General features: G+C 64.0%; 10 protein-coding genes. 7 read left to right on the top strand and 3 right to left on the bottom strand.

Features of this window, described 5'->3' with window-relative positions:
- Positions 1-371 precede the first annotated feature (371 nt).
- Complete coding sequence (locus ABIB66_RS29265; RefSeq protein WP_354256380.1) at positions 372-1,265, top strand: aldose 1-epimerase family protein; 894 nt, start codon at positions 372-374, stop codon at positions 1,263-1,265.
- A gap of 30 nt (positions 1,266-1,295) precedes the next feature.
- On the opposite strand, the gene ABIB66_RS29260 is transcribed toward ABIB66_RS29265, so the two are convergent.
- Complete coding sequence (locus ABIB66_RS29260) at positions 1,296-2,144, bottom strand: MBL fold metallo-hydrolase (protein ID WP_354256376.1); 849 nt, start codon at positions 2,142-2,144, stop codon at positions 1,296-1,298.
- Between the two features lie 247 nt (positions 2,145-2,391).
- Between ABIB66_RS29260 and ABIB66_RS29255 the strand changes: the two genes are divergently transcribed.
- Positions 2,392-3,204: a response regulator transcription factor gene (locus tag ABIB66_RS29255; RefSeq protein ID WP_275171430.1), complete on the top strand. Its 813-nt coding sequence runs from the start codon at positions 2,392-2,394 to the stop codon at positions 3,202-3,204.
- Positions 3,205-3,432: 228 nt separating this feature from the next.
- Here the strand turns inward: ABIB66_RS29255 and ABIB66_RS29250 are convergent, their stop codons facing one another.
- On the bottom strand, positions 3,433-4,251 hold the full coding sequence (locus tag ABIB66_RS29250; RefSeq protein WP_354211859.1) for a transglycosylase SLT domain-containing protein: 819 nt from the start codon (positions 4,249-4,251) through the stop codon (positions 3,433-3,435).
- Between the two features lie 96 nt (positions 4,252-4,347).
- Positions 4,348-5,490: an alpha/beta hydrolase family protein gene (locus ABIB66_RS29245; RefSeq protein WP_354211857.1), complete on the bottom strand. Its 1,143-nt coding sequence runs from the start codon at positions 5,488-5,490 to the stop codon at positions 4,348-4,350.
- A gap of 142 nt (positions 5,491-5,632) precedes the next feature.
- Here ABIB66_RS29245 and pgm point away from each other — a divergent pair, with 142 nt between their 5' ends.
- From pgm to ABIB66_RS29220, 5 genes are all read left to right on the top strand, one after another.
- Positions 5,633-7,279, top strand: coding sequence for a phosphoglucomutase (alpha-D-glucose-1,6-bisphosphate-dependent) (pgm, locus tag ABIB66_RS29240; RefSeq protein ID WP_354211855.1), 1,647 nt, complete (start codon positions 5,633-5,635; stop codon positions 7,277-7,279).
- A gap of 290 nt (positions 7,280-7,569) precedes the next feature.
- A complete protein-coding gene (locus ABIB66_RS29235; RefSeq protein WP_275171433.1) occupies positions 7,570-8,619 on the top strand; it encodes an aromatic ring-hydroxylating dioxygenase subunit alpha in 1,050 nt (349 codons plus the stop codon).
- A gap of 6 nt (positions 8,620-8,625) precedes the next feature.
- Complete coding sequence (locus ABIB66_RS29230) at positions 8,626-9,378, top strand: GntR family transcriptional regulator (RefSeq protein WP_354211854.1); 753 nt, start codon at positions 8,626-8,628, stop codon at positions 9,376-9,378.
- Between the two features lie 11 nt (positions 9,379-9,389).
- Entirely contained in the window at positions 9,390-10,370 is a 981-nt protein-coding gene (locus tag ABIB66_RS29225; RefSeq protein ID WP_354211852.1) for a PDR/VanB family oxidoreductase, read from the top strand.
- A gap of 343 nt (positions 10,371-10,713) precedes the next feature.
- Positions 10,714-11,766: a SphA family protein gene (locus tag ABIB66_RS29220; protein ID WP_354211850.1), complete on the top strand. Its 1,053-nt coding sequence runs from the start codon at positions 10,714-10,716 to the stop codon at positions 11,764-11,766.
- Positions 11,767-11,789 lie beyond the last annotated feature (23 nt).

Below are 11,789 nucleotides of genomic sequence, written 5' to 3'. Positions count from 1 at the left end.
CGGCAGGCGCCAGCCAACTACAGCGGCTGGCAGCGCTGGAAACGGCGCAGGCCCAATTGCAATTGCTGCGCGTTACAGTTGTAAGGAAAGACTTGCTAGCAAAGCTGAATCTCCAGTGTCCGTCCCCTGAACAGGTAAAAGGGTTAGCTGCGTTGGAACGCTACGAATGCCGAGCTCACAGGCAACGCCGGCTAGCGACGTCCCGGCTCCGGGGCACGGAACCGAGCGATCACAGAGGTGAGGGAGCAATCGAAAAATCTGGCAAAACGAACCCAATTTGAGCAAGCCTGCGGCGCTAGGCCAAAGGTAAGTCGCCTCGTCAGCGGGATTTGACGCGCTCGTGTGTTCGGAAAAGTCTGGAGATATCTCTTATGACGACGTATGACACGCACACGATCCGCAGCGGCGGCCTTACCGCGACCATCAAGGCGCAAGGCGCGGAGATGTGTTCACTGGCGAGCGATGCCGGCGTCGAGTTCGTCTGGCAGGCGGAGCCGGCCTGGCCGCGCCATGCGCCGCTGCTATTTCCGATCGTCGGGCGTCTCGCCAATGACGAATTGCGGCACCGGGGCAGGACCTACCGGATGACCCAGCACGGCTTCGCGCGTGACAGCCGCTTTGCGTGGGCAGAACGTGGCGAAAGTCGCTGTGTCCTGGTGCTCGAAGACAGCGAGACGACGCGCGCGCTCTACCCCTTCGCGTTCCGCCTGACGGCAACCTATGCGCTCGACGAATCCGGTCTCGATCTTTCACTCGTGGTCGCGAACACCGGCAAGGAGATATTGCCGGCCTCGCTCGGCGGCCATCCCGCTTTCAACTGGCCGCTCCAACCGGGACTAGCGAAGGAGAGTTACGCGCTGAGCTTCGCGAACGCAGAGCCATCTCCCGTCCGCCGTCTCGACGGCGGCTTGCTGCGTCCGGCAACGGAGCCGAGCCCGATCAAAGGCTCCGTGTTGCCCTTGTCCGAATCCCTGTTCGTCGACGACGCAATCATCTTCGATCGGATCGCGAGCAATTCGGTCCGTTATGCCGCGGAGCAGGGCGCGTCCGCCGGGCCGTGGTTGGAAATGTCATGGCGAGGCTTTCGCGAGCTTGGCGTCTGGTCGAAACCGTCGGGCGCGCCGTTCCTCTGCATTGAGCCCTGGCGCGGCTATGCCAGTCCGGCCGGCTTCGACGGCGAGTTCACCGACAAGCCGGGCCTGATGCACATCGCGCCCGGAACGGAGGAGCAGTTGTCGTTTCGGGTTGAGGTTGGATCGTCCTGAGGCCGGACGGCCTTCGCGCATCTCGAGTTCTCAGACCTCGATCCGTGTGAGGTCCTCGCCGAGCACGACTGGACCTGCGTAGTCCCGCCTGACGTCCGCAAGCAGCGCGTTCAGCATGGAATCGTCGGTGCGAGGCCGGTGATGGGTCAGCGCGAGCTTCTTGACGCCGGCCTTGGCCGCGACCTTCCCGACTGTATCGCCGCAGGCGATCGTGAATTTCGCAAGCCGGCGCAGGTGCTCGGTGTCGATCTCCGGCGTGGCGAGGAAGCAGCACTGGACCAGCAGGTCGGCCCCCTCAGCCAACCGCTCGAGACCGGGGCAGGGCACCGTGTCGCCGGAAATTGCGATGACCTTGCCCTCGGCCTCGAAGCGATAGCCGAGACACATCCAGCGTGCGAGGAAGGCCGGCGACATGTCGAGGCCGTCGCCATGCGAGACCAGTTCGGCGCTGATCTTCCAGCGCCCGGTGTCGAGAATGGGGCCCGGTATAATGTCGGTCGCGACGACAGGTTTCCACCCGCCAAAGCTCGGCTCGCCCTGATCGCGCCAGGCGATGTCCTTGTCGTAGACCTGCGTGACGAGCGTATTGACGAGCCGTTCGGTATCCGGCGGTCCATAGATGCGCAGATCGTCCTTGCGCCCGTGCAACCATGAATTGAGCATCACATCGTAGAGGTCGCCGATGTGGTCGAAATGGTGATGGGTGAGAAAGACCGTGTTGATCGAGCCGAGCGGCACGCCGGCCTTGCTGAGCTGCACCATGACGCCGCGGCCTGCGTCGATCAGGACATTTTCCTCGCCGAGCCTGATCAGCGTGGTCGTCGCCATGCGGCGCGGGTCCGGGCGCGGGCCCCCGGTGCCGAGCAGGATGATTTCCATGGCGCCACCTCCTGGGTCAGGCTTTTCGGGCGCCACAGTAGATTTGAAGCTCTTGGCGTGGCAAGCGGCCGCGGGATGGGCTTCAGCCCGCACAACAGCCGCTTGTGCGGGGCTCCCGAACATGATGCGTGGGATGAGAAGTGTGGGCCAATTCATACTTAATCCAGCTCGATCGTGACCAATGTTGTTTGGGCGCGATAACGCGCCTAGTATTGCAGCAGGCAATTCGAGGGGGCTCGAACGAGTCGTGAATGTACGTTCACAGGACGGCGCGCTCGGCGACCTGAGCTTCCAGGCCGGCCCGCAAGCACACAGGACATCCAACATCGTGGCTGATTCCGCAGTTCAGGAATTGCGTGTCGCCGGCCGCGAGCGGCTGATCGTGGTCGAGGACGATCCGGTGACGCGGACGATGCTGGTCGGTTATTTCAGCGAAAACAATTTCGAAGTGGTCGGCGCCGGCTCCTGCGCCGAATGCCGCCAGGCGCTGCGGACGCGGACCGATCTCGTCTTCCTCGACGTGCAGCTGCCTGATGGCGACGGCTTCGATCTCGCCAAGGAGATCCAGGCGACCAGCAACGCGGGCATCATCTTCGTCACCCGCCGCGACACCGACGTCGATCGCATCCTCGGCCTCGAGGTCGCGGGCGACCACTACGTTACCAAGCCGATCAATTTGCGCGACCTGCTCGCGCGCGCGCGAAGCGTGCTGCGGCGGCGCTCGATCGACCGCAAGGCGGCGCGCAACCATAATTCGATCGCCTTCGGCGACTGGATCATCGACCTGACGCGGCGCGAGCTGCTCGGCAGCGACGGCAAGCCGGTGGCGCTGACGCGCGCCGAATTCGACCTGCTCGCGGCGCTCGTCGGTGCCGACGGCAGGCCGCTCAGCCGCGACTATTTGATCGAGGTGGTCAGCAACCGCCAGGCCGAGGTCGACATCCGCACTGTCGATGCCTTGGTGGCGAGGCTGCGCCGCAAGCTGGTCGGCAGCGGCACGCCCGTCATCACCACAGTTACCGGCGTCGGCTACAAGCTCGCGCTGAGCGAGCGGCTCTAGACGCAGGCGCAGCACGACATGGTGCCTGCGCGATCGGGTTCAGCCACTGAAACCGACCAGGAACCGAATCGCGAGAAAGGCCGACAAGGCCACTGCGCCGGTCGCGACGATTGCAAACAAAACTCTCAAACTATTGTGCATGATCTCTATTCAGGTTCGGTTTCAAAGTTCGGTTTCAAAAATGTCGTTCGTCCAATCGCTGCTCGTCTCGAGGCAGCAACTCTAATTCTATTGGCGTGATGCGACCCGTTTCCACTTGGCTTCGACGCGAGCCTTGATGAGGCGGACCCGGGCTTCCTGTGCTGCCCAATAGGCCCTGCTCGCGACCGCCGTGCCTTGACGGTAACGCGCGTAAACGTCCTTCGGCTGTGCCGGTCCCTTTTGATTGTGCGCGGACTTCTGATTCTGCGCTGACTTCGAGACGGTGGGTGTCGGTGTTGGCGCCGGTGCCACATCTGGGACGGCCGCAGCCTGGTTTCCCACACTCGTCGAGTTCATCGAGACAAGGCGATTGCGGGCGCGATGACAATAGACCTGGGAGCGCGGGGTCATGGACTCCTCGTCATGACCGGCTCGATATTTCATCAGGGCTCGACAAAGGTCCCCGCCCGCCAGGCGCCATGCGCGGCTCAGATAGAGAACGCCGTAGTGGATGTTGATGTCGGGCTCTGCGAGCTCTGCGTTATTTCCCCGGAATCCGAGCATCGCTGCCGTTTCGGGCCGAACCTGCATGAGGCCGATCTCGCCGACGGCGCCGATGGTGCCTGGATTGTATCCGCTTTCAACGAAGACGACGGCCTCCGCGATGTCGGCGGGCAGATCGGTCTTGGCCGTTTCTCTTTCGATAATTTTTCGGATTGCCGCCCGCGACGCCGGCGTCTCTCCAGCGCCGAGATCTGCATCGCGAGCGCCCGCCGCCAATTTCGGTTCCGCGTTGTTCAGGGCGCTGTCCTGAGCGTGCACGGAGGTGGATGCCAACCAAAGCACGGCGATCGCAACGCGTTTCCACGTCGCGCGGGCATTGATGTGTGTTCGATCCCGCAGCATGAAGCAGGTATTATCTCTTTCGAGTTAACAACCGATTTTCTGGCGGCTCGGGGTGCGGCCCGGCTCGGAGGCGGGAGCGGCCAAAGCGCAGCGAGGCTATCGCGACCGCGAGCTCTGGTCGGTTGATATGCTTGGCGCAGCCCCGGTCAATTTGTCGTCGACCGCATAGAGCGTGCAGGCGGACGACCATTTTGTGCAGGCGGCAAGTGAATCGCGCTGGGAGTCGTCGGCCGTCGCCCGCCCCGAACGCCAGCCGTAACCGCCATTCGGCGACACCGCAAAAGCCTTGTGCGGCATCGTGCTGGTAAGATAGCGCGCGAACTCGGCGCGCGCGGCCTCGCTGAGCTGGCCCGGCGGCGGGAGCGGATCAGGCGGGCTCAGGACGTCGTGGCCGAGACCTCGCTCGCGCAGGAAGGCGTCGAGATACGGCGTCCATTGCGGGCGGCTCACCACCGAATAGAGATAGTGGCCATCGTCGCCGTAAGGCGGCGCTGCGATGAATTTCGCGTTGCCGCCATTGGCGCGAAATCCGTCATGGAGGCGGCGCGCGAGTTCGGGACCGAAGTAGGAATCGTTGCTGGCATAGACCCACAGCATCGGCGCGCGCGCGGTTTTGCCGAACGTGGCGAAGGCCTGCACCAGCCCAATCGGATTGCAGACGTCGTCGTCGTCGCGCGAGCCGCGCCCGCCGGCAAAGCTGATTGCGGCGACGAGACCCGCTGGTGCCTGCGCGGTCAACGCGACGGTGGCGAACCCACCGGCGGAATGGCCGACAGCGATCATACCTGATGTGGTGACGTCGGCCCTGCGCGCCATCGCCTCCATCGCCGCGCGTAAATCAGCCACCGCGACCGCCGCGGCCGGCAGATAAGCGGCATTGGCGCAGCCCCCGACGCTATCGACGCGCCCACCGGGCGAGGTGCCGTAGCCGCGCCGCATCACGATCAGCGCGGCAAAGCCGCGCCGGGCATATTCGAGAGCGATGCCGTAATATTTGTGCGCGGACATCGTCGCGCGATCGTCGAAACTGCGCGGCGAGCCGTGGCTGAGAAGCGCGAGCGGATAGCGCTTGGTCCCGGCCGGCCGAACCAGGAACGCCTCCAGCCCCTGCGGCCCGGCCTCGGCCATCGGGATACGCAAATCCTCGGTATAGAACTCCGCGGCCATCGCATCGGGCGCGATGCCGGCCGTCGCAAGCCAGGCCACCAGAACAACCAAGAGCCTCTGAAACAGCATCATGCCCCGACTCGAATAGCCCCGATCGGAAGACCATAGCATGATCTCAGGAACGGCCGCCCCATCGCGGGTGTTGTGCTCTTGGCGGGGGCTTGGCCGATGCTATGGTATTGCGCAATCTCTACGACAGGACGAGGTATATCCAGTGGCTGATGTTCATCCCGCGGCGGGCAAGCAGGCCTCGCCGGACGTGCTCACCAACGTTCCGCGGCTGGTGACAGCCTATTTCGCTGGCAAGCCTGATGTCGCCGATCCCGCGCAGCGGGTGGCGTTCGGCACCTCCGGCCATCGCGGCACCTCGTTCAAGACCAGCTTCAACGAAGGCCATATCCTCGCGACTACGCAGGCAATTTGCGATTACCGACGTGAAAAGGGGCTGACCGGCCCGCTCTTTATTGGCATCGACACCCATGCGCTGGCCGAGCCGGCGCTGGTCAGCGCCGTCGAGGTGTTCGCGGCCAACGGCGTCGACGTCATGATCGACAAGGACGGCGGCTACACGCCGACGCCGGTGATCTCCCACGCGATCCTGACCTACAACAAGGGCCGCACCTCGGGCCTCGCGGATGGAGTCGTCGTCACGCCGTCGCACAATCCGCCCGAGGACGGCGGCTACAAATACAATCCGCCTCATGGCGGGCCGGCCGATACCGACGCGACCTCCGTGATCGAGAAGCGCGCCAACGCCTATCTCGCCGACGGACTCAAGGGCCTGAACCGCACCGACTACGCAAGGGCACGCAAATCTGCGAACGTCCACGCCTATGACTACGTCACACCCTACGTCGCCGATCTCGGCAAGGTCGTCGATCTCGACCTGGTCAAATCCGCCGGCGTCAACATCGGCATCGATCCGCTCGGCGGCGCCGCCGTGCATTACTGGCATCCGATCATCGAGCGCTACGGCCTGAAGGCGACCGTGGTGAACGAGGCGATCGACCCGACATTCCGCTTCATGACGGTGGACTGGGACGGCAAGATCCGCATGGACTGCTCCTCGCCTTACGCGATGGCGAGCCTGATCGCGATGCGAGACCGCTTCGACGTCGCCTTCGCCAACGACACCGACGCGGACCGCCATGGCATCGTGACGCGCACCGGCGGCCTGATGAATCCGAACCATTATCTTGCGACCGCGATCTCCTATCTGTTCGCGCACCGCCCGAACTGGGGCAAGGACGCCGCGATCGGCAAGACCGTGGTGTCGAGCTCGATCATCGACCGCGTCGCGAAAAAGCTCGGCCGCAAGCTGGTCGAGACGCCGGTCGGCTTCAAATGGTTCGTCGATGGCCTCCTCACGGGCGGCTTCGGCTTCGGCGGCGAGGAGAGTGCAGGCGCCTCGTTCCTCCGCCGCGACGGCACGGTGTGGACGACCGACAAGGACGGCATCATCCTCGGCCTGCTCGCGGCCGAGATCATGGCCAAGACCGGCCGCGATCCGAGCCAGCTCTTCAACGACCTCACCGCCGAGTTCGGCGTGCCCCATTACGCGCGCATCGACGTTGCCGCGACCCCGCCGCAGAAAAACATCCTGAAGTCCGTCACGCCCGAGCAGCTTGGCCTGAAGGATCTCGCCGGCGATCCCGTCCGCGCCACGCTGAGCAAGGCGCCCGGCAACGGCCAGCCGTTCGGTGGCATCAAGGTCGAAACCGATTTCGGCTGGTTCGCCGCCAGGCCGTCGGGCACCGAGGACGTCTACAAGATCTACGCGGAGAGTTTTCGCAGCCCCGAGCACCTGAAGGCGATTCAGCAGGAGGCTCAGGCAGGATTGGCGAAGGTATTCGGGGCGTAGTCGTCGAGCCAAGCGCCGCTGCCACTGCTCCTCCAAGGGAGGACTCGCCGCATCAACAGGTGTCATCACCCGCGAGAGCGGGTGATCCAGTACGCCGTGGCGCCAGTTGAGTGAACTAATGACCGGCGCGGCGTACTGGATTCCCCGCCTTCGCGGGGAATGACGGCGGAGAAGATGTGTATACACGATTAGATATAAAGGTATTATACTACGTCTTATCTGCCCTTGAACGATTCCATTCCTCCGCTATTGTATACATAACGTATTCAAAAGCTTTGGGAGTGAGACCGGTGACAAAACCCTTCCCGATGAACGCCTGGTATGCCGCCGCCTGGGACGCCGACGTCAAGCCGGCACTGCTGCCGCGGACGATCTGCGGCAAGCACGTCGTGATGTACCGCAAGGCCGATGGCTCGGTCGCCGCGCTCGAGGATGCCTGCTGGCACCGCCTGGTGCCGCTGTCCAAGGGCCGGCTCGACGGCGACACCGTCGTCTGCGGCTATCACGGCCTGAAGTACAATGCGCAAGGGCGCTGCACCTTCATGCCCTCGCAGGAGACCATCAACCCGTCGGCCTGCGTGCGCGCCTATCCCGTGGTCGAGCGTCACCGCTACATCTGGCTCTGGATGGGCGATCCCGCGCTGGCCGATCCCGCGCTGGTGCCGGACCTGCACTGGAATCACGACCCGGCCTGGGCTGGCGACGGCAAGACCATCCACGTCAATTGCGACTACCGCCTCGTGCTCGACAATCTCATGGACCTCACCCACGAGACATTCGTGCACGGCTCGTCCATCGGCAACGAGGCGGTCGCGGAGGCGCCGTTCGACGTCACTCATGGCGAGAAGACGGTGACGGTGACGCGCTGGATGCGCGGCATCGAGGCGCCGCCGTTCTGGGCCAAGCAGCTCGGCAAGTCCGGTCTCGTCGATCGCTGGCAGATCATCCGCTTCGAGGCGCCGTGCACCATTGCGATCGACGTCGGCGTGGCGCCGACCGGCACCGGCGCGCCCGAAGGCGACCGCTCGCGGGGCGTCAACGGCTTCGTGCTCAACACCATCACCCCGGAGACCGAGAAGACCTGCCACTATTTCTGGGCCTTCGTGCGCAATTATCAGCTCGGCGAGCAGCGCATCACCACCGAGATCCGCGAGGGCGTCTCCGGCATCTTCCACGAGGACGAGCTCATCCTCGAGGCGCAGCAGCGCGCGATGGACGAGAACCCTGATCGCATCTTCTACAATCTCAACATCGACGCCGGCGCGATGTGGACGCGCAAGCTGATCGACAAGATGGTGGCGAAGGAAAACCCGCCGCAGCACCTTCAGGCCGCGGAGTAAGCCGACATGGCCGAGCGTGACGTCGACCGCTCCGTCTCGCAGACCGTGAAGGCGCAGCTCGCGCTGCGCGACCAGCTCCTGTCGGGTTCATTGCGCCCCGGCGAGCGCATCTCCGAGCTCCAGGCGGTGGAGACGACCGGCGCCTCGCGCACCCCGGTGCGCATGGCGCTGGTGCGGCTGGAGGAGGAGGGCCTCTTGGAGGCGATTCCCTCCGGCGGCTTCATGGTGAAGGCGTTCTCCGAGCGCGACATCTCTGATTCCATCGAGCTGCGCGGCACGCTGGAAGGGCTCGCCGCGCGCTTTGCCGCCGAGCGCGGCGTCTCCGCGCGCGAGCTCGAGCCGCTGAAGGAGTGCCTGGCCGCGATCGACGAGTTGCTGCGCCAGGTGCCGATCTCGGTCGACGCCTTCTCGTCCTATGTCACGCTGAACGCGCGCTTCCACGCTCTGCTCACGGAATTGTCGCGTAGCCCGCCGCTGATCCGGCAGATCGATCGCGCCTCGGCGCTGCCGTTTGCGTCCCCGAGCGGTTTCGTGATGGCGCAGTCGGCGCTGCCCGAGGCACAGCAAATCCTGGTCATCGGGCAGGAGCACCACCGCGTCGTGATCGACGCGATCGAGAACCGCGAAGGCGCCCGCGCCGAAGCGATCATGCGCGAGCATGCGCGGCTCGCGGTGCGCAATTTGCGGCTCGCACTGCGCAACCGGACCCATCTCGACCTCTTGCCGGCGCTTGCGCTGATCAAGTCCGCAACCGATTGAGGGCAGTCACCATGCGCTTCATCGAAACCTGGATTCCGGCCACGCTCGTCTCGACGCGCGATCTCGCGCCCGGCATCCGCGAATTCCTGATCCGGCCGGATCAGTTCGACGGCGCCGCCTATCCGGTCGGCAGCCACATCAATATCAGCGTTACCATCGACGGGCAGCCCGAGACGCGGTCCTATTCTCTGGTCGGGGAAGCCTCGTCGCAGGGTTTAAGGATCGCGGTGCGCCGCGCCGAGGACTCGCGTGGCGGCTCGCGCTATATGTGGTCGTTGCGGCCGGGCGCGCGGCTCGACATCACGACGCCCGCCTCGCTACTCGCGGTCGATTGGGCACGCCAAAATTACTGCCTGATCGCTGGCGGCATCGGCATCACCCCGATCCTCGGCGCCGCGCAGGCGCTGGCGAAGCGCGGCGCCGATGTCACGCTGCATTACGCGGTGCGCTCGCGCACCGAGGCCGCCTATCTTGACGATCTCGCCGCAACGCTTGGTGATCGCCTGGTCGTTCACGCCAGCGATGAGGGCAAGCGGCTCGATCTCGACTCCCTGTTCGCCTCGGTGCCCAAGGACACGCTGGCGCTGTTCTGCGGCCCGATGCGGATGCTGGATGCCGCGCGCCACGCCTGGATCCGCGCCGGCCATCCGCTTCCCGATCTCCGCTACGAGACGTTCGGCTCCAGCGGCACGCTGCCGACCGAGACATTTCGCGTGCGTCTGAAAGGCTCCGATGTCGAGCTGGAGATCCCGCGCGAGCGCTCGATGCTTGATGTCCTCAACGCCAGCGGCCACGACGTGATGTACGATTGCAAGCGCGGCGAATGCGGCCTGTGCGCCATCGACGTTGTCGCCGTCGACGGCGAGATCGACCACCGCGACGTCTTCTTCAGCGACCATCAGAAGCAAAGCAACCAGAAGATCTGCGCCTGCGTTTCGCGCGCGCGGGGCACCATCACGGTTGACACACTGCTGCGAGCGGATGCGGTCTGAGGGGTAGGGCGTCTCCTCATACGCTTACCCCACGAAGGCAGGCCTTGTCCGCCCTGCCTTCTGGGGCCGGCAGGTTCAGTTCGCCCTAGCCGGATGGCTAGAGGCCAAGAAGAGACCTCGCTCGGGCAAAGAAGCCAAACATCTCCAGCGTAAGCAACTCTTGGTCGAGCCGAGACTGCGTCATCGCCGTAATACTAATATCCCCCGCTGTTACCATTCTGTCACGGATTTGGACGCTGCTTGTGCCCTAGTATTGGATGCCCGTCGTAACTTAAGGTTCCGCGGTTCGCGGGGCGCTTTGCAGTAGCCCGCCACTGGTTGCAATGCCGCCCAGAGGTTTGCAATGAGATCAAACAAATCGGGAAGCAGCGTCATCAACTATGCGGCAGCGGTGGCTGCTCTCGTGCTTTGCGCTGATGTTTCGCATGCCGACCAGGGCGGTAGCTCATTCTGGTTTCCGGGTCAGTTTGCGAGTCTCGCCGCCATGCAGCAGACACCGGGCTGGGCGCTCAGTGTGATCGATTATCATTCCAGCGTCGCCGCCGCTGGGAGTGCTGCTGCAGCCAAAGAGATCCTGGCCGGCAAAATTCCCGCGAACGTCAATGTTAATTTGAATCTGAGTCTGAGCGGGCGGGCCGATCTGGTCGCCCTTACGCCATCGTATACATTCGCGACGGCGGTGCTTGGCGGTCAGTTGGTCGTAGGCATATCGGGCCAGTACGGCAGAGCCGCCACCAGTATCGCCGGAACGCTGACTGCGATAGCCGGACCGATTGTGGTGACGCGCACCGGAATGCTGGAAGGATCGCTTACCTCCTACGGCGACCTCGCACCGTTCGCGGAACTGCTATGGAACCATGGCGTCGACAATTACATAGCTTACGTCACGGGCAATGTTCCCGTCGGCGACTATGATCCGACGCGGATTCCCAATATCGGGCTCGGGCACGGCGCGATCGACATTGGGGGCGGCTATACCTATTTCGACCCGGCGGCAGGAAACGAAATCTCGGGCGTCGCCGGCCTGACCTACAATTTCAGGAATCCCGACACCCAGTACCGGAGCGGCATCGATTTCCACTTCGACTGGGGCGCATCGCACTACCTGACGAAGCAGCTTTTCGTCGGCATTGTCGGATACGCCTACCAGCAAATTACCGACGATTCCGGCCAGAACCCGATCCTCGGTAGTTTCAGGTCACGCGTTTTCGGTGTCGGTCCGCAAATCGGGTACAGCTTCCCGGTCGCAGACATGCAGGGCTTCCTTGGTCTGAGGGGATACGGCGAATTCGGTGCAGCCAACCGTCCGTCAGGATGGAATACCTGGCTGACGTTCACCATTTCCCCGTCCGCGCCTGCCGCCATAGCACCCACGACGCATCTGGTTGCGAAATAAACCTCGTGCCAACCGGACGTCGT

The organism is Bradyrhizobium sp. F1.13.3, assembly GCF_040548265.1.
GTDB lineage: Bacteria > Pseudomonadota > Alphaproteobacteria > Rhizobiales > Xanthobacteraceae > Bradyrhizobium.
The sequence above is the reverse complement of the archived record's forward strand: the minus strand, read 5'-3'. Positions and strand labels throughout refer to the sequence as shown.

Bases quoted from the DNA above. Each gene is read 5' to 3' on its own strand.
- ABIB66_RS29260 (WP_354256376.1), bottom strand. From the start codon at position 2,144: ATGGAAATCATCCTGCTCGGCACCGGGGGCCCGCGCCCGGACCCGCGC.
- ABIB66_RS29245 (WP_354211857.1), bottom strand. From the start codon at position 5,490: ATGATGCTGTTTCAGAGGCTCTTGGTTGTTCTGGTGGCCTGGCTTGCG.
- ABIB66_RS29250 (WP_354211859.1), bottom strand. From the start codon at position 4,251: ATGCTGCGGGATCGAACACACATCAATGCCCGCGCGACGTGGAAACGC.
- ABIB66_RS29265 (WP_354256380.1), top strand. From the start codon at position 372: ATGACGACGTATGACACGCACACGATCCGCAGCGGCGGCCTTACCGCG.
- ABIB66_RS29230 (WP_354211854.1), top strand. From the start codon at position 8,626: ATGGCCGAGCGTGACGTCGACCGCTCCGTCTCGCAGACCGTGAAGGCG.
- ABIB66_RS29220 (WP_354211850.1), top strand. From the start codon at position 10,714: ATGAGATCAAACAAATCGGGAAGCAGCGTCATCAACTATGCGGCAGCG.
- ABIB66_RS29225 (WP_354211852.1), top strand. From the start codon at position 9,390: ATGCGCTTCATCGAAACCTGGATTCCGGCCACGCTCGTCTCGACGCGC.